The organism is Pseudomonas sp. C9D1, assembly GCF_056491235.1.
Map to the genome: position 1 here is coordinate 1,634,451 of NZ_JBSZIE010000001.1, position 26,913 is coordinate 1,661,363.

At 66.1% G+C, this 26,913-nt stretch carries 20 protein-coding genes and 4 pseudogenes; all 24 read left to right on the forward strand.

Translation table 11 applies throughout. From position 1 onward, the window contains the following. Positions 1-315 precede the first annotated feature (315 nt). The 24 genes and pseudogenes from flgB (at position 316) to ACXI0U_RS07695 (ending at position 26,686) form a co-directional block, all read left to right on the forward strand. On the forward strand, positions 316-720 hold the full coding sequence (flgB, locus tag ACXI0U_RS07580; RefSeq protein WP_043245562.1) for a flagellar basal body rod protein FlgB: 405 nt from the start codon (positions 316-318) through the stop codon (positions 718-720). A gap of 14 nt (positions 721-734) precedes the next feature. Further along, a complete protein-coding gene (gene flgC, locus ACXI0U_RS07585; protein WP_021220627.1) occupies positions 735-1,190 on the forward strand; it encodes a flagellar basal body rod protein FlgC in 456 nt (151 codons plus the stop codon). Between the two features lie 20 nt (positions 1,191-1,210). Next, positions 1,211-1,888 (forward strand): flagellar hook assembly protein FlgD, encoded by a 678-nt coding sequence (gene flgD, locus ACXI0U_RS07590; protein WP_021220626.1) that lies wholly within the window; start codon positions 1,211-1,213, stop codon positions 1,886-1,888. 33 nt (positions 1,889-1,921) lie between these two features. Continuing rightward, a complete protein-coding gene (gene flgE, locus ACXI0U_RS07595) occupies positions 1,922-3,235 on the forward strand; it encodes a flagellar hook protein FlgE (protein ID WP_043245564.1) in 1,314 nt (437 codons plus the stop codon). 218 nt (positions 3,236-3,453) lie between these two features. Next, positions 3,454-4,194 carry a flagellar basal body rod protein FlgF gene (locus ACXI0U_RS07600; RefSeq protein ID WP_021220624.1) on the forward strand — a complete coding sequence of 247 codons (741 nt, stop codon included), beginning with the start codon at positions 3,454-3,456 and terminating at the stop codon, positions 4,192-4,194. A gap of 46 nt (positions 4,195-4,240) precedes the next feature. Beyond that, the gene (flgG, locus tag ACXI0U_RS07605) at positions 4,241-5,026 is read left to right on the forward strand and encodes a flagellar basal-body rod protein FlgG (protein WP_021220623.1); all 786 of its coding nucleotides are present in this window, start codon (positions 4,241-4,243) and stop codon (positions 5,024-5,026) included. A 20-nt stretch (positions 5,027-5,046) separates the two neighbouring features. Next, a complete protein-coding gene (flgH, locus tag ACXI0U_RS07610) occupies positions 5,047-5,760 on the forward strand; it encodes a flagellar basal body L-ring protein FlgH (protein WP_021220622.1) in 714 nt (237 codons plus the stop codon). A 7-nt stretch (positions 5,761-5,767) separates the two neighbouring features. After that, complete coding sequence (locus ACXI0U_RS07615; protein ID WP_371877142.1) at positions 5,768-6,877, forward strand: flagellar basal body P-ring protein FlgI; 1,110 nt, start codon at positions 5,768-5,770, stop codon at positions 6,875-6,877. A gap of 10 nt (positions 6,878-6,887) precedes the next feature. Next, the gene (flgJ, locus tag ACXI0U_RS07620; RefSeq protein ID WP_021220620.1) at positions 6,888-8,102 is read left to right on the forward strand and encodes a flagellar assembly peptidoglycan hydrolase FlgJ; all 1,215 of its coding nucleotides are present in this window, start codon (positions 6,888-6,890) and stop codon (positions 8,100-8,102) included. A 9-nt stretch (positions 8,103-8,111) separates the two neighbouring features. After that, positions 8,112-10,140 (forward strand): annotated as a pseudogene (gene flgK / locus ACXI0U_RS07625) (flagellar hook-associated protein FlgK). A gap of 13 nt (positions 10,141-10,153) precedes the next feature. Further along, positions 10,154-11,453, forward strand: a pseudogene (flgL, locus tag ACXI0U_RS07630) (flagellar hook-associated protein FlgL). 195 nt (positions 11,454-11,648) lie between these two features. Next, positions 11,649-12,643: pseudogene (gene pseB, locus ACXI0U_RS07635) on the forward strand (UDP-N-acetylglucosamine 4,6-dehydratase (inverting)). 2 nt (positions 12,644-12,645) lie between these two features. Next, on the forward strand, positions 12,646-13,803 hold the full coding sequence (pseC, locus tag ACXI0U_RS07640) for a UDP-4-amino-4,6-dideoxy-N-acetyl-beta-L-altrosamine transaminase (protein ID WP_184488949.1): 1,158 nt from the start codon (positions 12,646-12,648) through the stop codon (positions 13,801-13,803). A 12-nt stretch (positions 13,804-13,815) separates the two neighbouring features. Further along, positions 13,816-14,436, forward strand: coding sequence for a pseudaminic acid biosynthesis-associated methylase (locus ACXI0U_RS07645; protein ID WP_021220615.1), 621 nt, complete (start codon positions 13,816-13,818; stop codon positions 14,434-14,436). Next, a complete protein-coding gene (pseF, locus tag ACXI0U_RS07650; protein WP_043245568.1) occupies positions 14,433-15,137 on the forward strand; it encodes a pseudaminic acid cytidylyltransferase in 705 nt (234 codons plus the stop codon). Before ACXI0U_RS07645 ends, pseF begins: the two co-directional genes overlap by 4 nt. 1 nt (position 15,138) lies before the next feature. Continuing rightward, a pseudogene (gene pseG / locus ACXI0U_RS07655) lies at positions 15,139-16,639 on the forward strand (UDP-2,4-diacetamido-2,4,6-trideoxy-beta-L-altropyranose hydrolase). Then, positions 16,636-17,700, forward strand: a complete 1,065-nt coding sequence (pseI, locus tag ACXI0U_RS07660; RefSeq protein ID WP_184488945.1) for a pseudaminic acid synthase — start codon at positions 16,636-16,638, stop codon at positions 17,698-17,700. Before pseG ends, pseI begins: the two are co-directional and overlap by 4 nt. Then, entirely contained in the window at positions 17,697-18,308 is a 612-nt protein-coding gene (hisH, locus tag ACXI0U_RS07665) for an imidazole glycerol phosphate synthase subunit HisH (protein ID WP_479549978.1), read from the forward strand. Before pseI ends, hisH begins: the two co-directional genes overlap by 4 nt. Continuing rightward, positions 18,305-19,111 (forward strand): imidazole glycerol phosphate synthase subunit HisF, encoded by an 807-nt coding sequence (gene hisF / locus ACXI0U_RS07670; RefSeq protein WP_184488943.1) that lies wholly within the window; start codon positions 18,305-18,307, stop codon positions 19,109-19,111. Before hisH ends, hisF begins: the two co-directional genes overlap by 4 nt. Before the next feature lie 9 nt (positions 19,112-19,120). Further along, on the forward strand, positions 19,121-20,314 hold the full coding sequence (locus ACXI0U_RS07675) for an N-acetyl sugar amidotransferase (protein WP_374981535.1): 1,194 nt from the start codon (positions 19,121-19,123) through the stop codon (positions 20,312-20,314). An 18-nt stretch (positions 20,315-20,332) separates the two neighbouring features. Continuing rightward, the gene (locus ACXI0U_RS07680) at positions 20,333-21,343 is read left to right on the forward strand and encodes a class I SAM-dependent methyltransferase (RefSeq protein ID WP_431483999.1); all 1,011 of its coding nucleotides are present in this window, start codon (positions 20,333-20,335) and stop codon (positions 21,341-21,343) included. Next, positions 21,336-22,106, forward strand: a complete 771-nt coding sequence (locus ACXI0U_RS07685; RefSeq protein WP_021220607.1) for a phytanoyl-CoA dioxygenase family protein — start codon at positions 21,336-21,338, stop codon at positions 22,104-22,106. The genes ACXI0U_RS07680 and ACXI0U_RS07685 overlap by 8 nt, the downstream gene beginning before the upstream one ends. 129 nt (positions 22,107-22,235) lie before the next feature. After that, positions 22,236-22,748 (forward strand): hypothetical protein, encoded by a 513-nt coding sequence (locus ACXI0U_RS07690; protein ID WP_148304322.1) that lies wholly within the window; start codon positions 22,236-22,238, stop codon positions 22,746-22,748. Positions 22,749-22,753: 5 nt separating this feature from the next. Continuing rightward, positions 22,754-26,686: a glycosyltransferase gene (locus tag ACXI0U_RS07695; protein WP_021220605.1), complete on the forward strand. Its 3,933-nt coding sequence runs from the start codon at positions 22,754-22,756 to the stop codon at positions 26,684-26,686. Positions 26,687-26,913: the final 227 nt, after the last annotated feature.

Here is a 26,913-nt window from a genome sequence, read left to right on the forward strand (position 1 = left end):
GGTTCGTCGATCAAGGGGTGATGGCGGCGTTGCACAGCGGCTGCCGCCAGACGGAAACCAAAGCCTAGACCACGCAGATGAAAGGAGAGGGCGGGGCGGCAATCACCGCTGCCGGCCATTGCCGCTCAGCGGCAAGACCGCTCGTCCGCGTTGCCGCCGGCACCGGCAAAAGCGGTAATGCCTTGCCGTTGCCGCCTCGATTGCTGCGAGGATTTATCTCAAGCCATTGAAAATAAAGGGATTTAAAAGTTGGCACAGCCTTTGCTGAATGTCATGCAGGTAAACCGACATTGCCAGCCGGCAAAGGTTAGAGACATGAGCATCAGCTTCGAAAGCGCCCTCGGCATCCATGAAAAGGCCCTCAGCTTCCGCACCCAGCGTGCCGAAGTGCTGGCCAACAACATCGCCAACGCCGACACGCCCAACTACAAGGCGCGTGACCTGGACTTCAAGGCTGTGCTCCAGCAGCAGGTGGAGAACAGCAAGGGCACCTTCCATGCCAACCTGACCAACCAGCGTCACATCGCTGCCGAAGGCGCCAGCCTGTTCGACGAAAGCCTGAAGTACCGGATTCCGTTCCAGCCCTCGATCGACCAGAACACCGTCGACCTGCAGCAGGAACAATCGACCTACACCGAGAACTCCATGCAGTTCCAGGCCAGCTTCACGATGCTCAATAGCAAATTCAAAGGGCTGGTCGCTGCCCTGCGCGGCGAATAAGGGAGAACACCACCATGTCACTGTCCAGCGTCTTCAACATTGCCGGCACCGGGATGAGCGCTCAGAGCACTCGCCTGAACACCATCTCCAGCAACATCGCCAACGCCGAGACGGTGTCCTCCAGCCTCAACCAGACCTACCGCGCTCGCCACCCGGTGTTCGCCACCATGTTCCAGAGCCAGCTCAACAGCGAGAGCGGCAGTGGCAGCAGCTCGCTGTTCGCCGGCGAAGACGAATCCGGCCGTGGCGTGCAGGTGCTGGGCGTGATCGAAGACCAGAGCGCGCTCACCCCGCGCTACGAGCCGAACCATCCGGCCGCCAACGCCGACGGCTACGTGTACTACCCCAACGTCAACGTGGTGGAGGAGATGGCCGACATGATTTCTGCCAGCCGTGCCTTCCAGACCAACGTCGAAATGATGAACACCGCCAAACAGATGATGCAGCGCGTGCTGACCCTGGGTCAGTGATTGCGTGAGGGAGCGACCAGATGAGCGTTGACGTAGGCGCCACTACCAGTACCTCGGTACTGGACCAGTACAAACTCAAGGACACCGCCAAGTCCAAGGAACTGGGCAAGGACCAGTTCCTTCAGTTGCTGGTGGCACAGATGAATAACCAGAACCCGCTGGACCCGCAGACCAACAGCGAGTTCGTGGCGCAGTTGGCCCAGTTCAGTACGGTCGAGGGGTTGGATAACCTGAACAAGAGTGTGAACACCATTCTTTCCAGCACCCAGTCATCCCAGGCGCTGCAGGCTTCGTCCCTGGTCGGTCGCAAGGTCATCGTCACCACCAACAAGGCGGTGGTGGACACCAGCGAGACCATGAAGGGCAGCGTCAACCTCACCGGCGCCAGCACCAACGTCTACGTCAACGTGCTGGACAGCAAGGGCAACGCCGTCAACCGCATCAACCTGGGCGCCCAGAGCGCCGGCCAGGTCAGCTTCATGTGGGACGGCAAGGATTCGAGCGGAGCCGTTGCACCCAACGGCACCTACACCTTCCAGGCCGAGGCGGCCATCGACGGCAAGACGGTGGCGATGTCCACCAACCTGCCGGCGAACGTGGACAGCGTCACCCTCGGCCTGAATGGCGGCGAGATGACGCTCAACCTCGCCGGGCTGGGCAGCGTCGCACTCTCCAAGGTCAAGGTCATCGGTCAATAATCGTCGGCGGCGCCGGCGTTACAGGAGCATCCCATGTCTTTCAATATCGGACTCAGCGGCATCCGCGCCGCCTCCAGTGACCTCAATATCACTGGCAACAACATCGCCAACGCCGGCACCGTGGGCTTCAAGCAGTCCCGTGGCGAATTCCAGGACCTGTACTCGGCGTCCGTGCTCGGCTCCGGTAGCAAGACCATCGGCAGCGGCGTGCTGCTGGGCAACGTCGCCCAGCTCTACAACCAGGGCACCATCGACTACACCGAGAACGCCCTGGACCTGGCGGTGAACGGCAACGGCTTCTTCATCACCAGCAACAACGGCGCCATCAGCTACACCCGTGCCGGCTACTTCGGCACCGACAAGAACGGCAATATCGTCGACAACAACGGCTATCGCCTGCAGGGCTACTCGGTGGATGCCAACGGTGCGCTGCAAAGCGGCGTAGTGGGCGATCTGGTGATCCAGACCAACAACCAGCAGCCCAAGGCCACCACCACCATTACCCAGCCGTTCAACCTGAACTCCACCAACACGGTGCCCACCAAGACGCCGTTCGACCCGGCCGACCCGACCACCTACAACTCGTCGACCTCGGTGAACATCTATGACGCCCAGGGCAACGCCCACGTCATGACCCAGTACTTCGTCAAGGCGGCCACCCCGGTCAACACCTGGACCATGAACGTGCTGATCGACGGCCGTAGCCCGACCAACCCGGCCAGCGCCGCGCCGATGAGCACCACCGTGGGCTTCACCACCTCCGGCCAGCTCGACACCAGCACCTTCACCAACACCGGTGGCTTTGCGGTCAATGCCGACGGCACCCTGGGCATCACCGGCTGGGTGCCGGCGCAGTCCAATGGCGCCACGCCGCCGGTATGGAGCGCCAACGGTGCTGCTGCCGCGCCGACCATCAGCTTCGATATCCGCGGCTCGACCCAGTTCTCCAACGCCTTCGCGGTGACCAAGGTCGCCCAGGACGGCTACACCACCGGCCAGCTGTCGGGCCTGGAGATCGACGACGAGGGCAACATCTTCGCCCGCTACACCAACGGCCAGTCGAAGATCCAGGGCCAGGTGGTGCTGGCCAACTTCGCTAACGTCCAGGGCCTCACCCCGGTGGGCAAGACCTCCTGGGTGCAATCGTCGGAGTCCGGCGAGCCGGTGATCGGCACCCCGCGTTCCGGCACCCTGGGCGCGCTGCAGTCCGGTGCCCTGGAGGCGTCCAACGTGGACATCTCCACCGAGCTGGTCGACCTGATCGTGGCGCAGCGCAACTACCAGGCCAACGCCAAGACCATCGAGACCGAGAACGCGGTCACCCAGACCATCATCAACCTGCGTTGAGTGGTGTTTGCCGCCCGGCTCATCGGGCGGCAAAGACCTTGCCGCTGGCGGCAGCCCCTCGCCGCCACGGCATTCGAAGGCCCTTTGCTCGGGCCTTTTTATTTTCTGTTTTTCCTTTGTAATCAGTGTCTTGTGGTTGTTTTTCGAGTTATGGCACAGCAATTGCTGAATAGCCTGCAAAGAGTCAGCGGGCGTCAAAAGCCCACTCGGAGAACCCCATGGACAAGATGCTGTACGTCTCCATGACAGGCGCCAGCCAGAACACCCTGGCCCAGCGTGCCCACGCCAACAACCTGGCGAACATTTCCACCACCGGCTTTCGTCGCGACTACGAACAGGCGCGCTCGATGCCCGTGTTCGGCGAAACCTTCCCGGCGCGGGTCTACGCCATGAGCGAGCGCCCCGGCACCGACTTCACCCCCGGCCCCATGCAGGAGACCGGTCGTGACATGGACATCGCCATCGGTGGCCAGGGCTGGATCGCCGTGCAGTCCGCCAACGGCAGCGAAGCCTATGTGCGTACCGCCAGCCTGCAGGTAGATGCCCTCGGCCAGCTGCGCACCGGCAACGGCTTGCCGGTGATCGGCAATGCCGGCCCCATCGCCATTCCCCCGGAGCAGAAGGTGGAGATCGGCGCCGACGGCACCATCAGCATCCGTGCCCTGGGCGAGGCCCCCAACGTGATGGCCGAGGTCGACCGCATCAAGCTGGTCAACCCCGATCCCAAGCAATTGGAGAAGGGCACCGACGGCCTGATCCGCCTGAAGAGCGGCCAGCCGGCCGGCGTGGACGGCAACGTCCAGGTCACCTCCGGCTTCCTCGAGGGCAGCAACGTCAATGCCGTGGAAGAGATGACCGCGATCCTCTCGCTGTCCCGCCAGTTCGAACTGCACGTGAAGATGATGCGCACCGCCGAAGACGATGCTTCGGCGATGGCACGGGTCATGCAACTCAGCTAATTACCAGTACGCGGCGCCATGAAACCGGCGCCCGAGGAGAACGAAGATGCTTCCGGCACTCTGGGTCAGCAAGACGGGCCTCGCGGCTCAGGACATGAACCTGACCACCATTTCCAACAACCTGGCGAACGTGTCGACCACGGGCTTCAAGCGTGATCGCGCCGAGTTCGAGGACCTGCTGTACCAGATCCGCCGTCAACCCGGCGCCCAGAGCAGCCAGGACAGCGAACTGCCCACCGGCCTGCAGCTGGGTACCGGTGTGCGCATCGCCGGCACCCAGAAGATCTTCACCCAGGGCAGCCTGCAGACCACCGAGCAGCCGCTGGACCTGGCGGTGAACGGCCGCGGCTTCTTCCAGATCCTGATGCCGGATGGCACCGTCGCCTATACCCGTGACGGCAGCTTCCACCTGAACTCCGACGGCCAGGTCGTCACCTCCCAGGGCTATGCCCTGGAGCCGGCCATCGTGCTGCCGGCCGAAGTGCAGACCTTCACCGTGGGCGAGGACGGCACCGCCTCGGTGACCACCTTCGGCAACCCCACGCCCCAGGTGATCGGCAACATCCAGACCGCCGACTTCGTCAACTACGGCGGCCTGCAGGCCATCGGCAACAACCTGTTCCTGGAGACCGCTTCCAGCGGCGCTCCGCAAGTCGGTACCCCGGGCCTGACCGGCCTGGGCAACGTGCTGCAGAACACCCTGGAAAACTCCAACGTCAGCGTGGTCGAGGAGCTGGTGAATATGATCACCACCCAGCGCGCCTACGAGATGAACTCCAAGGTCATCTCCACGGCCGACTCCATGCTTGGTTTCCTCTCGCAGAACCTGTAATACCCCCGAGGTAAGTTGTCATGAACCGGCTGATCCTTCCTGTCTCGCTGCTCGCCGCCCACCTGCTCACCGGGTGCGTCGCGCCGGCCGCCAAACCGAACGATCCCTACTACGCCCCTGTCCTGCCGCGCACGCCCATGCCCGCCGCGCAGAACAACGGCTCCATTTATCAGGCCGGCTTCGAAACCAACCTCTACGACGACCGCAAGGCGTATCGTGTGGGTGACATCATCACCATCACCCTCAACGAGCGCACCCAGGCCAGCAAGAACGCCACCTCGCAGATCAAGAAGGACAGCACCGCCAACCTCGGGCTGACCTCGTTGTTCGGCGGCGGCGTGCGGGTCGACAACCCCAGCACCGGCCTCAACCCGCTCAAGGCGGAGAACCTGTCCATGGACGTCGGCTACAGCGGCACGCGCGACACCAGCGGCAACTCCCAGGCGGGGCAGAGCAACAGCCTCAGCGGCTCCATCACCGTCACCGTCTCCGAAGTGCTGCCCAATGGCATCCTCGCCGTGCGGGGCGAGAAATGGATGACCCTCAATACCGGCGACGAGCTGGTGCGCATCGCCGGCCTGGTCCGCGCCGATGACATCGGCACCGACAACAGCGTCTCCTCCAACCGCATCGCCGATGCGCGTATCACCTATTCCGGCACCGGCGCCTTCGCCGATGCCAGCCAGCCAGGATGGTTCGACCGCTTCTTCATGAGCCCCCTGTGGCCATTCTGAGCAGGTGATTGCGAAGATGAAACGACTGACCGCTGCCCTTTGCCTGTTGCTCGCCGCCACGGCCGTTCATGCCGAACGCCTGAAGGACCTAGCGAGCATTCAGGGCGTGCGTAACAACCAGTTGATCGGCTACGGCCTAGTGGTGGGCCTCAACGGTACCGGCGACCAGACCACCCAGACGCCCTTCACCCTGCAGACCTTCAACAACATGCTGGCGCAGTTCGGCATCAAGGTGCCGGCCGGCTCCGGCAACGTGCAGCTGAAGAACGTCGCGGCGGTGTCCATCCACGCCGACCTGCCGCCCTTCGCCAAGCCGGGCCAGGCCATCGACGTCACCATCTCCTCCATCGGCAACGCCAAGAGCCTGCGCGGCGGCAGCCTGCTGATGGCGCCGATGAAAGGCATCGACGGCAACGTCTACGCCATCGCCCAAGGCAACCTGGTGGTGGGCGGCTTCGATGCCGAGGGCAGCGACGGCTCGAAGATCACCGTCAACGTTCCGTCGTCCGGCCGCATTCCCGCCGGTGCCACGGTCGAGCGCCCGGTACCCAGCGGCTTCGACCAGGGCAACTACCTGACGCTGAACCTCAACCGCCCGGACTTCACCACCGCCAAGAACATCGTCGACAAGCTCAACGAGCTGCTTGGCCCGGGCGTCGCCCAGGCCCTGGACGGCGGCTCGGTCCGCGTCACCGCGCCCATGGACCCGAGCCAGCGCGTCGACTACATGTCGGTGCTGGAGAACCTCGAGGTGGAAGCCGGCCAGGCGGTGGCCAAGGTCATCATCAATTCGCGTACCGGCACCATCGTCATCGGCCAGAACGTCAGGGTGCAGCCAGCCGCCGTCACCCACGGCAGCCTGACCGTGACCATCACCGAAGACCCGATCGTCAGCCAGCCCGGTGCCCTGTCCGGCGGGCAGACCGCCGTGGTGCCGCGCTCCAAGGTCAAAGCCGACCAGGAGGCCAAGCCGATGTTCAAGTTCGGCCCCGGTACCACCCTGGACGAGATCGTCCGCGCGGTGAACCAGGTGGGCGCGGCCCCTTCCGACCTGATGGCCATCCTCGAGGCGCTGAAGCAAGCTGGCGCCCTCCAGGCCGACCTGATCGTGATCTGAGGAGGCGACCATGGACTCCAAGTTTTCTGCCGGCCTCGGGGGCTCCAGCCCCGTCGACTCGGGCGCCTACACCGACCTCAACCGCATGGCCCAATTCAAGGTGGGCAAGGGCCGGGACAGTGACGAGAACATCAAGAAGGTCGCCCAGGAGTTCGAGTCGCTGTTCCTCAACGAAATGATGAAGGCCATGCGCTCGGCCAACGAGGTGTTCGCCGAGGGCAACTTCCTCAACAGCAACGAGAGCAAGACCTACCAGGACATGTACGACCAGCAACTGGCCGTGACCATCTCCAAGGGGCAGGGCATCGGCCTGTCCGACGTGCTCACCCGCCAGCTGTCGAAGAACAAGGGCGCATCCAAGTCCACCGGGCCCAACCCCTTCGCCCAGGTGGCCGAGACCAACGGCATCAGCTGGCCGCAGAAGGGCAGCAAGCTCGAAGCACCGGCCGAGGGCCGTGATGATTCCAAGATGTTGGCCATGCGCCGCATCAGCCTGCCGGGCAAGCTCACCGACCGCCTGCTGGCCGGCATCGTGCCGTCCGCCAGTGCCGGGGAGGGGGCGGCGGCCCAGGCGGCCACTGCGCAGAACCAGGCCCTGGCGGGTGCCGACTGGGTGCCGGCCAAGTCCTATGGCGCGCCCGAGAGCGGCGCCACGCGGGTGGATGGCACCGACGCGGTACTTGGCCGGCGTATCGCCCAGCCGCCGCTGGCACCCGGCAAGTCGGCCTTCCGTTCGCCCCAGGAATTCATCGACACCATGCTGCCCATGGCCCAGGAAGCGGCGAAGAGCATCGGCGTCGATCCGCGCTACCTGGTGGCCCAGGCAGCCCTGGAGACCGGCTGGGGCAAGTCGATCATCCGTCAGCAGGACGGCAGCAGCAGCCACAACCTGTTCGGCATCAAGTCCCACGGCTGGGACGGCCAGTCGGCCCGCGCCCTGACCACCGAATTCAAGGACGGCCAGGCCGTCAAGGAAGCGGCATCGTTCCGCGCATACGACTCCTATCAGCAGAGCTTCCACGATTATGTGAACTTTCTGCAGGGGAACGATCGATATCAAGAGGCACTGGAAGTAACCGACAAGCCTGAGCGATTCGTCCGCGAACTGCAGCAGGCCGGCTACGCGACCGACCCGCAATACGCGCGCAAGGTCGCCCAGATCGCCCGACAGATGCAGACCTATCAGGCTGTAGCGGCGGGCGATGCGGTGGTGCCGCGTTCATGAGGATGAGACATGGCTGACCTGTTATCCATCGGACTGTCGGGCCTGCGTACCTCGCAGACGTCCCTGACGGTGACCGGACACAACATCAGCAACGTGAACACCCCCGGCTACTCGCGGCAGCAGGCGGTGCAGCAGACCAACGTCCCGCAGTTCACCGGCGGCGGCTACATCGGCTCCGGCAGCCAGGTGGTCGACGTGCGCCGGCTGGCCAGTGAATTCCTTACCTCGCAATTGCGCACTGCCACCAGCCAGAACAGTGAGCTGCAGACCTTCAAGAGCCAGATCGAACAGCTCGACGGCCTGTTGTCCAACACCACCACCGGCATTAGTCCGGCGTTGAAGAGTTTCTTCACCTCGCTGCAGACCGCCTCCCAGGACCCATCCTCGGTGGCCGCACGCGAGGCGGTGCTGTCCCAGGCCAAGGGGCTGGAAGACGCTTTCAACACGCTCTACGACCAGCTGGACAAGCAGAACAGCCAGATCAACGACCAGCTCGGCGCGCTGACCACTCAGGTCAATTCCCTGGCGGCCAACGTGGCCAACTACAACGATGCCATCGCCAAGGCCCGCGCCAGTGGCGCCGAGCCCAACGACCTGCTGGACGCCCGCGAAGAAACCATCCGCCAGATTTCCGAAATGATCGGGGTCAAGACCCTGGAGCAGAACGACGGCAGCGTCAGCCTCTTCGTCGGCACCGGCCAGCCCCTGGTGGTGGGCAACACCGCCTCCACGCTGCGCGCCAAGCCCGGTGTCGACGACCCGTCGCGCTACCAGATCGACCTGGTCACCGGCGGTGTGTCGCAAACCATCACCACGCAGATTTCCGGCGGCGAGATGGGCGGCCTCTTGGCCTACCGCGATACCACGCTGGACCAGTCGTACAACAGCCTTGGCCAGTTGGCGATCACCATCTCCGACACCATCAACAAGCAGCTGGGGCAGGGCTTGGACTCCGCCGGTCGCGCCGGCAGCCCACTATTTGGCAACATCAACGACCCCCAGGACGCCTCGCTGCGGGTGCTGTCGAACGTCAACAACACCGGCACCGCCAGCGCGGCGCTGAACATCACCGATACCAGCAAGCTGGGCACCAGCGACTACCGACTGGATTACGACGGCACCAACTTCACTGCCACGCGCCTGTCCGACAACGCGCCGATGACTGTTTCGGTGACCGGTACCGGGCCGTACACACTGAGCTTCGCCGATGCGGCGGGCAACAGTCAGGGCTTCCAGGTGCAGACGAGCACCCTGCCGGCGGCCAACGATCGTTTCACCCTGCAGCCGACCCGGCGCGGCGCCACGGATTTCGAGAGCACGCTGAAGTCGTCCGACCAGCTGGCCTTCTCCGGCTCGGCGCGGGCCGAGGCGACCACCAACAACCGGGGCACGGGCACCATCGGCCAGCCCGGGCTGGTCAGCGGGCCGTCGCCCATCGACATCACCGACCTGCAGGACCTGTTCGGCGCCAATGGCATTTCGCTGACCTTCGATGCCGCCACCAACACCCTCAACGGTACCCTGCCGGCCGGCGCGACCCTGAGCTACGTCTCGCCTTCGACCACCGCGCTGACCCCGGGGCAGACCAACACCCTGCGACTGAACTACACCGACCCGTCGACCAACAACAGCTACACCTACGAATTCACCATGGGTGGCACGCCGCAAAGCGGCGACAGCTTCAACCTGGCGTTCAACAACAAGGGCACCGGTGATAACCGCAACGCCCTGGCCCTGGTCGGCCTACAGACCAAGCCGGTGGTCGGCAACGGCAGCACCGGCGCCACCTACACCGACGCCTACAGTGGGCTCGTCGAGCGGGTCGGTTCGCTGACCGCTCAGGTGAGGGTCAATGCCGATGCCGGCGAAGCGGTGCTGAAGCAGGCGCAGGAAAACCGCGACTCGCTCTCGGGCGTGAACCTGGACGAAGAGGCGGCGAGCCTGGATCCAGTTCCTCGAGCAGTACTACAATGCCAACGCTCAGGTCATTCAAGTTGCGCGCGCGTTGTTCGATACATTGATCGGCGCCTTCAACTAAAGGCTGATGTGAAATGAGAATCTCGACTATCCAGGCTTTCAACAACCAGGTCGCGGGCTTGCAGAGAACTACGGAACGTGACCCGGACCCAGGAACAGATCAGTACCGGCAAGCGCATCCTTACGCCTGCCGACGATCCGGTGGCCTCGGTGCGCCTGCTGCAATTGAGCCAGGAAGAGGCGCTCAACGGCCAGTACAAGTCCAACATCACCGCCGCGAAGAACAGCTTGAACTCCGAAGAGAGCATCCTCACTTCCGTCGGCAACGTGATGCAGCGCATCCGCGAGTATTGCCGTGGAGGCGGGCGACGGCGCCCTTGACGCCACCGACAAGGCCTCCCTGGGCACCGAGTTGCAACAGCGTGAAGACCAGCTGATGAGCCTGCTCAACAGCAAGGACGCCAGCGGCAAGTACCTGTTCTCCGGCTCCCAGGCCGACACCCAGCCCTTCGTGCGAAATGCCGATGGCACCTACAGCTACCAGGGCGACGAAGGCCGCCGCGAGGTTCAGGTAGCGAGTAGCACCTTCCTGGCCCTGGGCGACAACGGCAAGGACCTGTTCGAGAACGTGTTCGACGCCAACCGCGTGACCACCTCGAAGGGGGCGACCGGCACCGGCAGCACCGCGAGCATTTCCCAGGCCTGGCGATCGACAAGACCGACTACGACACCGTGTTCCCCGCCAGCAACCCGCCGGCGGCGACCGATGCGATCGGCATCCACTTCCTCGATTCCCAGCGCTACGTGGTCTACGACCCGGCCACCCTGCCGGTGGGCTATGACTGGAACACCTACAACCCCGCCACGCCGCCCGCCGGGCAGCTGGCCACCGGGGCCCTGGACACCAACTCGCAGACCTCCGACTTCATCACCTATGGGGGGGTGAAGGTGCAGATCGACGGCACTCCCGTCGCCGGTGACGACTTCTCCGTCAACCGCAAGCCGGACGCCGAGAAGCGTAGCCTGCTCAATGTGGTTTCGGACCTGCGCAAGGCGCTGCAGTCCTCCGCGGACACCCCCGAGGGCAACCGGAGACCGCGACGCCGTGGCGGTGGCCACTTCCAACCTCGACGCGGTCAACACCAAGGTGCTGGGCGTGCAGGGTTCGGTGGGGGCACGGCTCAACACACTGGACACCACCGAGGGCTTCGTCGATGACGTGAGCCTGGTGAACAAGTCGGCGCAATCGTCCCTGAAGACCTCGACTACGCCGAGGCCCTGTCGCGCCTGACCATGCAGTCCACCATCCTCCAGGCGGCACAGCAGAGCTACGTGAAGATCAGCGGCCTGAGCCTGTTCAACTTCCTCAACTGACCCCGCCACCGCGCGCCAGGCGCGTGGTGGCCCGCCGTCGCCTGACCCCTTGCCGACCCGCCTTGCATTTCAACGGGTTGGCACCATGCTTGCTTTGGGTCTCGACATCAAAAGCGAGTGCCATAAAACTGTCGGCAATAAAGGCAGCGCGCTCATCCGGCGCAGGGCCGGCTGATATGGGCAGGGGAGAGCAGCATGTTCGATGGCAAGTCCGTATTCGTTTCCGGGGGCACCGGCTCGTTCGGTCGCGCGTTCATCCGCACCCTGCTGGCGAACTACCAGCCCAAGCGGGTGGTGGTGTTCTCCCGCGATGAGCTCAAGCAGTACGAGATGCAGCAGGAGTTCAACGCCCCCTGCATGCGCTACTTCCTGGGTGACGTCCGCGACGCCGAGCGCTTGCAGCAAGCCATGCGCGGCATCGACCTGGTGGTCCACGCCGCCGCCCTGAAGCAGGTGCCGGCCGCCGAATACAACCCCACCGAATGCATCCGCACCAACGTCAGCGGTGCCGAGAACATCATCAACGCCGCCCTGGCCAACGGCGTGCAGAAGGTGGTGGCGCTGTCCACCGACAAGGCCTCCAGCCCGGTAACCTCTACGGTGCCACCAAGCTGCTGAGCGACAAGCTGTTCGTCGCCGCCAACAACATCACCGGTGACCACCAGACCCGATTCGCCGTAGTGCGCTACGGCAACGTGGTCGGCTCGCGCGGCTCGGTGCTGCCGTTCTTCCGCTGCCTGCTCGCCGATGGCGCCCGTGAGCTGCCCATCACCGACCCGCGCATGACCCGCTTCTGGATCACCCTCGACGAGGGCGTCGACTTCGTCCTGCGCAGCTTCGAGCGCATGCACGGTGGCGAGCTGTTCGTGCCGAAGATCCCCTCCGCGCGCATCACCGACATGGCCGAGGCCCTGGCGCCCGGCATGCCGCACAAGCTGGTGGGCATCCGTCCCGGCGAGAAGCTGCACGAAATGATGATCTCCCGCGATGACAGCACCCACACCTTCGAATTCGACCGGCACTTCGTCATCGCCCCGTCGATCACCTTCAACACCGAATACGACTACACCCGTGATGGCCTGGGTGGCCAGGGCGTGGCGGTGGAAGAGGGCTTCGAGTACGTCTCCGACAGCAACCCCCACTACCTGAGCGTGCCCGAGCTGCGCCAGTTGGCGGACACCTGGGCCTGACCATGATCCCTTACGGTCGACAGAACATCTCCCAGGCGGACATCGACGCGGTGGTGGACACCCTGCGCTCCGACTGGCTCACCCAGGGGCCGGCGATCGAGCGCTTCGAACAGGCCGTCGCCCAGCGCTGCCAGGCTGGTCATGGCGTGGCCGTGAGCAACGCCACTGCGGCGCTGCACATCGCCTGCCTGGCCCTCGACCTGGGGCCGGGCGACCGGCTCTGGACCAGCCCCAACACCTTCGTTGCCAGCGCCAACTGCGGCCTGTACTGCGGCGCGCAGGTGGACTTCGTCGACATCGACCCGGCCACGCTCAACCTCGACGTCGGCCAGTTGGAAGCCCGGCTGGAGCGCGCCGAGCGCGACGGCACCCTGCCCAAGGTGGTCATCCCCGTGGCCTTCGCCGGGCAGAGCTGCGACATGGCGCGCATCGGCGAGCTGGCGCGGCGCTACGGCTTCCGCGTGATCGAGGATGCCTCCCACGCCATCGGCGCCAGCTATGGCGGTCGGCCGGTGGGCTGCTGCGAGCATGCCGATATCACCGTGTTCAGCTTCCACCCGGTGAAGATCATCACCACGGCGGAGGGCGGCCTGCTCACCACCAACGACCCGCAACTGGCCGAGCGCCTGCGTCGCCTGCGCAGCCACGGCATCACCCGCGACCCGGCCGCGATGACCGGCCCCAGCGAAGGCCCCTGGTACTACCAGCAGCTGGAACTGGGCTTCAACTACCGCATGACCGACCTGCAGGCCGCCCTCGGCCTGTCCCAGTTGCAGCGCCTGGATGCCTTCGTCGCCCGCCGCCGGCAACTGGTGGCCCGTTATGGCGAGCGGCTGGCCGGTTTGCCCCTGGGCCTGCCGCAGCTGCAGGCGGGCGCCGAGCCGGCCTGGCACCTGTACCCGGTGCGCCTGCGCCTGGAGCGCCTGCAACGTAGCCACCGTGAGATATTCGAAGCCCTGCGCGGCGCCGGTATCGGCGTCAACCTGCACTACATCCCGGTGCACCTGCAGCCCTATTACCAGCAGCTGGGCTTCGCCCCGGGCGACTTCCCCGAGGCCGAGCGCTACTACGCCGAAGCCCTGAGCCTGCCGCTGTTCCCCGACCTGACCGACGACCAGCAGGACCAGGTGGCGAGCACTCTCGCCAGCGTCCTGCAGTGACTGGAGAAACCCGTGCGTGAGCTGACCGAGCAAGAACGATTCTGGCAGGGCGAGTTCGGCGACCAGTACGTCGAGCGCAACGACGGCGAGGTGCCCGTAGCCAGCGCGACGTCCTTCTTCGCCCAGGCCCTGCGCCGGGCGGGGCGCATCGACAGCCTGCTGGAGCTGGGCACCAACCGGGGCCTCAACCTGCGCGCGCTCAACCGGCTATTGCCCCAGGCGACGCTGCTGGGCGTCGAGCTCAACGCCAAGGCCCGGGAGATCGCCCAGGGCCTGGGTATCGCCGAGGTGTGGCACGGCTCGTTGTTCGACTACCCGGTGCAGCAGCAGGTGGACCTGGCCTTCACCCGTGGCGTGCTCATCCACCTGTCGCCGGAGCTGCTGCCCCAGGCCTATGCCAAACTCCATGAGGCCAGCCGCCGCCATGTGCTGATCGCCGAGTACTACAGCCCCTCGCCGGTGGAGATCAGCTACCGCGGCCACGCCGGCAAGCTGTTCAAGCGCGATTTCGCCGGCGAGATGCTCGACCTGTATCCCGACCTGCAATTGGTCGACTACGGCTTCGTCTATCGGCGCGACGTCAATTTTCCGACCGACGACATCAACTGGTTCCTTCTGGAAAAACGCCCATGAGCAAGGTCGCCATCATCCCCGCGCGCGGCGGCAGCAAGCGGATTCCGCGCAAGAACATCCGACCCTTCCAGGGCCAGCCGATGATCGCCTACTCCATCCGCGCGGCCCTCACCTGTGGCCTGTTCGAGCGGGTGGTGGTGAGCACCGATGATGGCGAGATCGCCGAGGTGGCCCTGGCCCTTGGGGCCGAAGTGCCCTTCCTGCGCCCGGCCTCCCTGGCCGATGACCATACCGGCACGGTCGAAGTCATCCAGCACGCCTTGCGCGAGCTGGCCGCCGCCGGCTACCACCCCGACTACGCCTGCTGCCTCTACGCCACCGCGCCCTTCGTCCTGCCGGAGAAGCTCTGCGAAGGCTTCGAACTGCTGGCATCGCGCCCGGACAAGGACTTCGCCTTCACGGTCAGTGACTACGCCGCACCGGTGCAGCGCGCCCTGCGGGTGAATGCCGATGGCGGCGTCGAATCGCTCTATCCCGAATACCAGCAGACCCGTTCCCAGGACCTGGAGCGCGCCTACCACGACGCCGGGCAGTTCTACTGGGGTCGGGCTGCCGCCTGGGCCGAAGGCAAGGTGCTGCACGGTTCGCATTCCCTGCCACTGGTGCTGCCGCGCTACCTGGTGCAGGACATCGACAGCCCCGAAGACTGGCACCGCGCCGAACTGATGTACGCCAGCCTCCTGCTGGAGGGGGACATCTGAGATGCGCGTGCTGATCCGCGCGGATGCGTCGCTGCGTATCGGTTTCGGGCATGTCATGCGCTGCCTGACCCTGGCGGACGCCCTGCGCGATAACGGCTGCGAGGTCGTGTTCGCCTGTGCCGCCGAGCCGGGCAATGCCCTGCAGCTGATCGTCGACAGAGGGTTCTCCACCTGCGCGCTGCCGGGGGGCGACCTGCGGCAGAGCGCGGAGGCGCCCTTGCCCTGGGCGGCGGATATCGCCGCGCTATGGGTCGCGCTGGACGGCGCCGGAACCTTCGACTGGTGCATCGTCGATCACTACGGGCTGGGGGCCGACTGGCAGCGTGCGGTCCGTGCACGGGCGCGCCAGGTGATGGTCATCGATGACCTCGCCAACCGCGACCACGATGCCGACCTGCTGCTGGACCAGAACCTCACCGCCTCGAACCGGGCCTATGCCGGGCGCCTGCCCGCGCCGTGCCAATCGCTGTTGGGGACGCGCTTCGCCCTGTTGCGCCCTGAGTTCTTCGGTGGGCCCATCGAACTGGCCGGCGAGGCACGCCGGGTCGTGGTGAGTTTCGGTGGCGTCGATCCCACCGGGGAGACGCTCAAGGCCATGGAGGCATTGCAGGGATTGCCGGCGCTGGAGGTGGATTTCGTCGCCGGGGCTGCCAACCCGGCCTGGGACGAGCTCGTCTCGCGTTGCGAGGGCCAGCCGAACTGGCGGCTGCACCGTCACCTGAATGATTTCGCCGAGCTGCTGCGGCGCGCCGACCTGTGCATCGGCGCGGGCGGGGCGACCAGTTGGGGAGCGTGCCGTACTCGGCATCCCGACCCTGTGCATCGCCCTGGCCGAGAACCAGCGGCCCAATGCCGAGGCCCTGGCCGAGGCGGGTGCCCATCTCTACCTGGGCGAGTCCTCCGCTGTAACGGCCGCTGACCTGTGCGCCGCCGTGCAGGTGCTGGCCGGCAACCTCGGCTTGCGCCGCAGCCTCGCCGCGCGCTCACGCGCCCTGGTGGACGGCATGGGCGTGGGGCGAGTGCTCTGCGCCCTGTTGGCTCCGGCGCTGACGCTGCGCCCGGCATCCCTCGCCGATGCACGGCTGCTGTTCGAGGGGCGCAATGCCGAGCCGGTGCGCCAGGCCTCGCTCAGCCGCGAGCCGGTGTCCTGGGAGGGGCATCTGCACTGGCTGGAGGGCGTGCTGGCATCCGAGCGGCGTTGGCTGCTGGTGGCCGAACTGGCGGACGGCCCGGTCGGCGTGCTGCGCTATGACCGCCTGGAGTCGCGCCCCGACACCGCGGAGGTGTCCATCTACCTGCTCCCCGGCCGCGCTGGCGTCGGCTGGGGCCACCACCTGCTGGCCGCCGGCGAGAAAGCCCTGCGTGCCCACTGGCCCGACCTCGGGGTTGTCGAGGCGCAGGTGCGTCCCGACAATGCCGCCTCCCTGGCGCTGTTCGCCCGCGCCGGGTACCAGCAGGAACACTGTCTTTTCCGTCGACCCTTGCCGGGAGAAAACCCATGAGCACCCTGCATATCGGCACGCGGGCGATAGGGCGCGACGCGCCGCCGTTCGTGATCGCCGAAATGAGCGGCAACCACAACCAATCGCTCGACCGTGCGCTGGCGCTGGTGGAGGCCGCTGCCAAGGCCGGGGCCCATGCCCTGAAGCTGCAGACCTACACCCCCGATACCATGACGCTGGACCTGGACGAGGGCGAGTTCCATATCGGTGACCCCGACAGCCCCTGGACCGGTACCTCTCTGTACCGCCTCTATGGCGAGGCGCACACGCCCTGGGAATGGCACGAGCCGATCTTCCGTCGTGCCGCCGAGCTGGGCATGCTGGCGTTCTCCACGCCCTTCGATGCGACGGCAGTGGATTTCCTCGAATCCCTCGATGTGCCGGCCTACAAGATCGCCAGCTTCGAGAACGTCGACCTGCCGCTGATCCGCCGCGTGGCGGCGACCGGCAAGCCGCTCATCGTTTCCACCGGCATGGCCTCCCTGGCGGAAATCCAGGAGTGCGTGGAGGCGGCGCGGGGCGCGGGGTGCGAACAGCTGATCCTGCTCAAGTGCACCAGCACCTACCCGGCCAGCCCGAGCAACACCAACCTGCGCAGCATTCCGCACATGCGCGAGCTGTTCGGCTGCGAGATCGGCCTGAGCGACCACACCCTGGGCGTCGGCGCTTCGGTGGCGGCGGTGGCCCTGGGCGCCAGCGTGATCGAAAAGCACTTCACCCTGAGCCGCGCCGATGGTGGCGTGGATTCGACCTTCTCCCTGGAGCCGGACGAGCTGGCCGCCTTGGTCGCCGAAACCGAGCGCGCCTGGCAGGCACTGGGCGGTGTGAGCTACGGGCCCACGGCCGCCGAGCGCAAGTCGCTGGTGTTCCGCCGTTCGCTCTATGTGGTGCGCGACATGGCCGCCGGCGAGGCCTTCAGCGAAGCCAACGTGCGCGCCATCCGCCCCGGGCTGGGCTTGCCGCCCAAGTACCTGGAGCAGGTGCTGGGCAGTGTCGCCGGCGAGCCGCTCAAGCGCGGCCAGCCACTGGCCCTGCGCCACCTGAGGGACGCTCCCCGATGACGCGGGTGTGCATCCTCGACTACGGCTCGGGCAACGTGCGCTCGGTCGCCAACCTGTTCGCCACCCTGGCGGAGACCCAGGTGTCCAACGCCCCGGCGGTCATCGCCGCTGCCACCCACCTGGTGCTGCCCGGCGTGGGTGCCTACGGGGCGGCCATGGCGCGCATCCAGCGCAGCCTGCCGATGGAGGCCGTGCGTGAGGCGGTCTTCACCCAGGGCAAGCCCTTCCTCGGCATCTGCGTGGGCATGCAGGTGCTCAGCGACGAGGGCATGGAGTTCGGTGCCACCGCTGGGCTGGGCTGGATTCCCGGCCGGGTGGAGCGCCTGGAGGCCCCCGGGCTGCCGCTGCCCCACGTGGGCTGGAACGATATCCGCGAGGCGCGGCCGCACCCCTTGCTGGCCGGGCTGGAAAGCACGCCGGACTTCTATTTCGTGCACAGCTACGCCTTCCAGGCGGTGGAGCCGGGCGACGTCATCGCCACGGTGGAGTACGGCAGCCGCTTCGCTGCGGTCATCGGCCGGGATAACGTGCTGGGCGTGCAGTTCCACCCGGAGAAGAGCCAGCGTGCCGGCGCCCAGCTGCTGAAGAACTTTCTGGAGCTGGCATGAAGAAGAAACGCCTGATCCCCGTCCTGCTGCTGAAGAATGGCCAGCTGGTGCAGAGCAAGCGCTTCACCCGTCACCAGGTGCTGGGCAACCCCTCGGCGGCGGTCAAGCGCCTGAGCGACTGGGCAGCGGACGAGCTGATCTACCTCGACATCAGCCGCGACGACCATTACGACATGGGCCGCGATGACCTGGGTGGCGGCAACCTGCGCGACATCGATGCCATCGTCGCCGAGGTGGCGCGGGCCTCCTTCATGCCCATCACCCTGGGTGGCCGCATCCGCAGCCTCGACGATATCGCCCGGCGCCTGGCCACCGGCGCCGACAAGGTGACGCTCAACACCGCCGCCCTGGATGACCCCGGCCTGATCGAGGCAGCCAGCCGCGAGTACGGCTCCCAGTGCATAGTCGTGTCCGTGGACGTGGCCCGGGAGGAGGGTGGTTACCGGGTGTTCGCCGAAGGCGGCAAGCGCCCCACCGAACGCTTCGTGGCCGATTGGGCGAGCGAGCTGCAGGCGCGCGGTGCTGGCGAGGTGATGATCAACTCCATCGAACGCGACGGCGCCCGCCAGGGCTACGATCTGCAACTGCTGGATATCGTCTGCCGGCAGGTGAGCATCCCGGTGATCGCCCTGGGCGGCGTGGGTGAGTGGGAGCACCTGGCCCAGGCCCTGGAGCAGACCGGGGTGGACGCCGTGGCCGCCGCCAACGTCTTTCATTACACCGACCAGAGCGTCTATCTGGCGCGCAAATATCTATTCGATCGCGGGCTCAACGTACGCAGCCCGCAATTGCTGAGTCTCTAGGAGAGTTCCGTGGAATATTGCAGCCGCTGCGTGTACCCGAGGGCCAGTGTCAACCTGATGCTGGACGAGCAGGGGGTCTGTTCGGCCTGCCAGGTGGCGGAGCAGTTCGCCCAGCTCCCCGAGTCATTCTGGGATGAGCGTCGCAAGCGCTTCGAGCGGGTGCTGGAGGAGACCGGTGCCGGCAAGCGCAACGACAATTACGACTGCATCATCCCCGTCAGCGGTGGCAAGGACAGTTACTACCAGGCCCATGTGATCGCCGCCCAGTACGGCCTCAAGCCGCTGCTGGTGACCTACCACGGCAACAACTACCTGCCCGAAGGCGACTACAACCGCGACCGCATGCGCCATGTGTTCGATGCCGACCACATGGTCTTCGGCCCCAGCGTGGAGGTGCTCAAGCGCCTCAACCGCCTGTGCTTCCGCAAGATGGGTGACATGAACTGGCACGCCCACTGCGGGATCATGACCTACCCCATCCAGGTGGCGGTGAAGTTCGACATTCCGCTGATCATCTGGGGCGAGACCGCCTGGGACATTTCCGGGATGTTCGACCCGGACGACTACGTCGAATTCAGCGCGCGGGTCCGTCATGAGCACGCCCTGCGCGGCTTCGAGTGGCACGACATGCTGGACGACCCGGCCGAGCCGCTGCGCGAGAAGGACCTGCTCTGGGCGCGCTACCCCAGCGATGCAGAGATCCTCAAGTCGAACGTGCGTGGCATCTACATCGGCAACTTCTTCCCCTGGGACGCCAACCAGCACACGCGCCTGGTGCACGAGAACTACGGCTGGAAGATGGCGGACAAGCCCTTCGAGCGCACCTACCGGCAGATGTCGAACCTGGACGACCGCTACGAGAACGGCGTGCACGACCTGCTCAAGTTCATCAAGTTCGGCTACGGCCGGGCCTCCGACCACGCCTCCAAGGATATCCGCGCCGGCTACATGACCCGCGAGGAAGGCGTGGAGATCGTGCGCAAGATGGACCACGTGGTGTCCAGCGACCTGCAGCACTGGCTGGACTACGTGGGCCTGAGCGAGCGCGAGTTCTGGGAAGTGGCCGACACCTTCCGCTCGCCGCGCGTCTGGTGGATCGAGGATGGCCAGTGGTGGAAGGACAATATCTGGGGCGAAGCCAGCGCCTACGGGCCGGTGCACCTGCCGGAAGACCAGCAGCAGAAATACCGTCGGGCCAACTGAGCACCGGGAGGAGGGGACATGAAAGAAGACGACATCCGGCCTTCCCGCCTGCAGGCGGGGCAGCGCGTGGCCCTGCTGCGCGACATCGCCATGCTGCTGGCACGCAACGACGAGTTCGTCGAGGCGGCCTGCCCGGCGTGCGGCTCCGTTGATGCGCGCTTCAAGTTCGAGAAGAACGGCTTCCGCTACCAGGACTGCCAGGCCTGCACCACCTTCTACGTCAACCCGAGACCGGGGGAGGCGCTGCTCGGCGACTTCTACCGCAGCAGCGAGAACTACGCCTATTGGGCGCGGCACATCTACCCGGCGTCCGCCGCCGCCCGCCACCAGTCGGTGATCGTGCCGCGCGTGGAGCGGGTGCTGGAGCTGTGCCATGAAATCGGCCTGCCGTTCGGCGAGATGCTGGAGATCGGCGCCGGCTACGGCTCCTTCTGCAGCGAGATGCAGCGGCGCGGGTTGTGGCGGCACATCGTCGGCATCGAGCCCACGCCCGACCTGGCGGGCATCTGCCGCGAGCAGGGCTTCGAGGTGGTGGAGTCGCGGGTCGAGGATTTCGCCGCTACGACCGACCGCCGCTTCGACCTGATCGTCGCCTTCGAGGTCATCGAGCACCTGTTCGACCCCGGCCAGGTGGTGGCCAGCCTCGAATGCCTGCTGCGCCCGGGCGGGGTGCTGATCCTCACCTGCCCCAACGGCGCCGGCTTCGACGTGCAGCAACTCGGCCCCGACAGCCCCTGCGTCGATCACGAGCACCTCAACTACTTCAATACCCGTTCGCTGCCGCTGTTGCTGGAGCGCCACGGCCTGGCCACGCTGAAGTGCATCACCCCCGGCAAGCTGGATGCCGAGCTGGTGCGCAAGGGCATCGCCGCCCAGGGGCGCGAAGGGCAGCTCGAGCCCTTCCTCCACGAGGTGCTGTTCGAGCGCTGGGACGAGCTGGGCGCTGCCTTCCAGTGCTTCATCGCCGATGCCGGCATGTCCTCCCACATGTGGGTGATGGCCCGCAAGCCGGGCGCTGCCGATGTCTGACTACGAGGAGTTCGCCCGCGCCCTGCGCCAGACCTACCAGGACAACGGCTTCGCCCTGATCAAGCAGTTGCTTTCGCCGGAGGTGGCGCAACGGCTGCGCAAGGACATGGCGGTGCTGTTCGAGCGGGAGCCGCGCTATGCCGGCGACATCTACGACAACCCCGGGCTGGGCGACATCCGCATCGATGTGTTCAGCCGCTATCCCTCGGTATGGAAGGCGATCTTCGACAGCGAGATCCTCGCCGTGCTGAAGATCCTCCTGGGCGAGGACTTCGCGCTCCTGCCGGAGTCGGCGCTGCACCGCAAGGGCTATGGAACCTGGCACAAGGACACCGACTCCCAGCAGAAGGCCGGGCACCGGTTCCAATGGGAGCCGGATTGCGACATCGTGCAGATCGCCTTCTATCTCCAGGCCAACACGCCCGAGCACGGGGGCGGCCTGGAGGTGATCCCGGGTTCCCACCGGGTGGACATGCGCTGGTACGAGGAGAGCCAGAAGGGCCTGCGCGTGCTGAGCGAGGCGGGGGACATGGTCATCTTCAACACCCGCCTCGATCACAAGGCCTGCTGGCCGGTGCAGCCGGTGCCGGAAGGCCAGGAAAAGTACGCGGTGTTCTTCATGGCATCGCGCAACAACGATCATGCACGCCGCTACATCGACTTCATCCGTGGCCGGCCGGGCTACCTTTTCATGGATGGCTTCAGCTATCCGGCCGCTCTGCAGAGCCTCGCGCGCCAGGCAGGTGTCAACTTGCTGGTGTGAATCTTGCTGCAGCGCGGGATACGTCAATTTTCCGTTCAGGTCGGGACGCCCGCCGTGCCGCCTGAACCGCTTCCAGACAGGTAGGTTATGGTCGGACTCGTGCTCCCCCCCTCGATGCAAGGCAAGCCCGTGTGGCGCAAGTTGCTGCCCACCGGCTTCAGCGGGTTCGACCCCGAGCAGCCGTGCGGCTACTGGCCCGTGCTCTGGCAACGCTGGCTGGGCTACCGCGAAAGCGATGCCGCCTTCGGCGATTTCCTGGCGTTCCTCGAATCCCTGCCCAGTGGCCCGGCGCTCGACAGCGAGGCCCTGGCGCAGCAACTGCAGCCGCACCTGGCGCGGCCGCGCAACCGCTTCTTCCTGTTCATCCTCTGGTTCTTCCGCGAAGGGGCCCGGCCCACGCCGCTGGCCGAGCTGCCCGACCTCGAGACGTTGCTCGGGGCGGAGCACTGGGCGCACTTCACGCGCTGGCACCGCAAGTACCACACCGACTTCGTGGCGCTGGAGTGCCTGCTCGCCTGGCAGCAGCAGCCGGAGGTCCGCGCTGCCTACCTGTATCGCGGCGTCGAACTGCAAGGCGTGCTGGATTACCCGGCCTTCCCGCGCATGCTCGATTCGCTGTTCCACGCCTTCACGGACGAGTGATACCCATGTCCCAGCCCTTGCGCGCGATCATTACCCAGCTCTGGACCAAGAACGTTCCATTGCTGGAGCAATACCTGGCCGATTACGGCCCCCGTACCGTCCTGACCTTCCAGGGCTGCGTCACCCCCGAATTCGAAAGCATGCTGGAACGCCACGGTAGCGACGTGGTGCTCATCGACTCACTGCTGGAAAGCATGGTCACCGCCACCACCGAAACCTTCAATGAGCGGGCCGCGCTGCCCTTCAGCGATACCGTGCGCCAGGGCATCCAGCCGCAGCTCGAGGCTGCCGGCCTGACCTGGGAAGACTGGGTGCGCACCCTGCAGGACGTCGCCACCCGCACGCTGCCGGTGTCCTTCGCCCTGGTGGACGCGCTGGATCGCCTGGCGACCCTCTATGAAATCGAACTGATCGCCGTCAACGAAGACTGGATGTTCGGCTCCAAGACCCTGGTGGCCTGGGGCAAGGCGCGGGGCATCCCCAGCCTGCACGTCGAGCACAACCCGACCCTGTGCTACCCCTACACCGTCCACGACCAGCAGAACGCCGACCGGATGGTGGTGTGGAGCGAGGACAGCCGCCGCCTTTACGGCGACGCCGGCTACGACACCGAGCGCCTGCAGGTGATGGGCCTGCCGCAGTTCGACGACCTCTTCGCCGTGCGTGGCGAACGCCAGGCCAGCCGTGAAGCGCTGTGCGCGGAGCTGGGCCTGGACCCGTCCCTGCCCATCGTGGTGCTGGGTACCACCCTGCTGGCCGAGCATGCGCTGCCGCCGGAGCTGAACATCGACGAGCAGGTGCTGCGTGCCTACCTCGGCGCGATCGGCACCCTGGGCAAGGGCGTGCAGGTGGTGATCAAGGGGCGCAGGCCCCAGGGCCGTTTCGGCGCCGAGCAGGTGGCCGTGCTGGCCGCCGAGTACGGCCTCACGGCCGCTGACTACCGGTACGCCGATGGCGCGCCGCTGCCGTTCCTGCTGTCGGCAGATGTGCTGGTGGCGGTGGATTCCGGCCTGCAGGTGGAGGCGATGCTGGTGGGCACGCCGGCACTCAACCTGATGACCGAGACCGGCTTCTTCTATGGCCCCGGCCTGGTGCCGGGGCAGGGCGTGGACACGGTGGACGGCAATGAGCTGGCGCCCGCCATCCGTCGACTGCTGGATGACCCGGAGCACCGGCAGCGCATGCTCGAGCGGGCCAATGCCTGCATCGAGCAGTTGCCCCGGGGCTCCACCGCGGCCATCGCGGCGTTCATGTCGCAGCTGGCGTTGCCCGCACCGCGTCGCCTGCAGGCCAGCGACCAGTTGATGGACTGGTTGGAATCCGCCGCGCCGACCGGCAATGCGCTGAGGATCATCCTTGATCACCTCGCCGCCCACAGCCCCCGGGCGCCACAGCTGGGCGTCGTGATACTGGACCGCCAGGGCAGCCTGGCTGATGTGATCACCACCGTGGGCAGCCTCTCCGAAAGCCGTTACCCGGAACTCGTGCCGATGCTGGTGAGTGCCAATGCCGAAGTCGTCGGTGAGGCGAACATCCCCGCCCGGCTGGTGCAGGACGGCAGCCATGTGGAGGCGATCAACGAACTGGTGGCCGGCGCGGATCTGGACTGGGTGCTGGTGGTGGATGCCGGGGTGGAGTTCACCTCCACCGGCCTGCTCGCCATCGCCCAGAAGGTCGCCTCCGACCCGCAGTGCCGCGCGCTCTATGCCGATGAATTCCAGCTGACCGAGCTGGGCGCGCGCGGGGCCTGCTTCAAGCCGGACTTCAACCTCGACCTGCTGCTCAGCTTCCCCCTCAGCCTGTGCCGCTACTGGTTCATCCGCGCCGACGTATTCCGGACCGAGGGCGGCTTCGACCCGATCTTCGCCGACGCCATGGAGCTGGAGTTCATCCTGCGCCTGGTGGAGCGGGACGGCCTGGTGGGCCTGGAACATGTCGACGAGGTGCTGCTCACCAGCCGGGTGCCGCAGTTGCGTGCCAACCCGGTGGAGCAGGTGGCCATCGAACGCCACCTCGAACAGCGTGGTTACCAGGCGCGGGTGGAGAGCTTCCTGCCGGGGCGCTACCGCATCGACTACGGCCACGAGGTCGGGCCGAAGGTCTCCATAGTAGTGGCGGTGCGTGACCACCTGTCGCTGCTGCAGCGCTGCGTGGATAGCTTGCTGGAGAAGACCCGTTACGGTCATTACGAGCTGCTGCTGGTGGATTGCGAGAGCCAGGAGCCGGCGACCCGCCAGTGGCTGGATGGCGTCGAGGCGCTGGACAGCGAGCAGGTGAAGGTCTGGCGCTTCGCTGGCGAGCTGAATTATTCGGCGATGGTCAACGCGGTGGCGATGTCGGTGGAGTCCGACTACCTGCTGCTGCTCAGCCACGATGTGCGCATCGTGCACGAGGACTGGCTGGAGCAACTGCTCAACCACGCGCTGCGGCCCGAGGTGGGGGTGGTTGGCGCCAAGGTGCTGGATGCCATGGGCTGCATCGAGCAGGCGGGGATCATCCTCGGCCTGCACGAGGTGGCGGGGCGCACCTTCGTCGGCGAACCGGGCGATGCCGCCGGCTATATGAACCGTTTGCAGGTTCCCCAGAACTACAGCGCGGTGGGCTCGGCCTGCATGATGGTGCGGCGCGAGGCGTTCATCGCGGTGGACGGCATGGACGCGGAACGCCTCGGTGCCTTCTATGGCGATGTCGATCTGTGCCTGCGCATCCGCGCGTCCGGGCTGCTCAACGTGTGGACCCCCGATTGCGTGGTGATGCGCGACGGCATCGACCTGCCGGTGCTGGCCATCGACGGCGCCCTGGCACGCCAGGCCGCGCTCAAGGCCGAGCGCGAGCAGATGCTGCAGCGCTGGCTGCCGGTGCTGGCCCGCGACCCGGCCTACAACGCCAACCTGTCTCTGTCCGGCCACGGCTTCGGTTTTGAATACGGCACGCGGCGCGTGCGTCATCCGCTGCTGCCCCAGGTGCTCTGCTACCCGGCGGACGCCACCGGCTGCGGCCACTACCGGATTCGCCAGCCACTGGAGGCGCTGCGTGAGGCGGGCCTGGTGGAGGGTACGTTCAGCGGCACCCACCTGACGCCCGTGGAGCTGGAGCGCTTCGGTGCACAGACGGTGGTGTTCCAGCGGCAGATCATGGACCCGCAGATCGAGGGCATGCGCGAAGTGAAGGCGCTGTCCGGGGCATTCCGCGTCTACGAACTGGATGACTACCTGCCCAACCTGCCGCTCAAGAGCGCGCACCGGGAAACCATGCCGCGCGATGTGCTCAAGTCATTGCGCCAGGCGGTGGCGCTCACCGATCGCTTCGTCGTTTCCACCGCGCCGCTGGCCGAGGCCTTCGCCGACCTGCACAGCGATATCCGCGTGGTGCCGAACTGCCTGCCGTTGCCCTGGTGGAGCAATCTGCGCAGCCGGCGCCGCCGTGGCAGCAAGCCCCGGGTTGGCTGGGCGGGTGGCAGCAGCCACCAGGGTGACCTGGAGCTGATCGCCGATGTGGTCCGTGAACTGGCGGGGGAGGTGGAGTGGGTGTTCTTCGGCATGTGCCCGGAGAAGCTCCGGCCCTACGTGCACGAATTCCATATCGGCGTGCCGATCGAGTTGTATCCGGCCAAGCTGGCCAGTCTGGACCTGGACCTTGCCCTGGCGCCGCTGGAGCAGAACCTGTTCAACGACTGCAAGAGCAACCTGCGCCTGCTGGAATACGGCGCCTGTGGCTTCCCGGTGATCTGCAGCGACGTGCTCTGCTACCGCGGCGACCTCACGGCGACCCGGGTGAAGAACCGCTTCAAGGATTGGGTGGACGCCATCCGCATGCATTTGAGCGACCTCAAGGCCACCGCCGCCGCCGGCGACACCTTGCGTGCCCAGGTGCTGGGGAACTGGATGCTGGACGGGGAGAACCTGGTGCGCTGGCGCGCCGCCTGGTTGCCGGATTGACCGTCCTGGCGCTCACCGACGAACGGCGTGGCAAAAGGCTAAACCTTCGCTACGCCTGCCGATAACAGGAGTACGAACACTGTTCGCGGCTGCGCGGCAAGCCCAAAGAGAAAAAATTTCAAATTTCTCCTAAAGCTCCACCGGCAAGCGCCGATAAACAGTTCGAATGCGAATTCTAGGGGCACCTGAGCAGCAGGTCCTGAAGGTCGCAAAGCTCAGGTAAATAC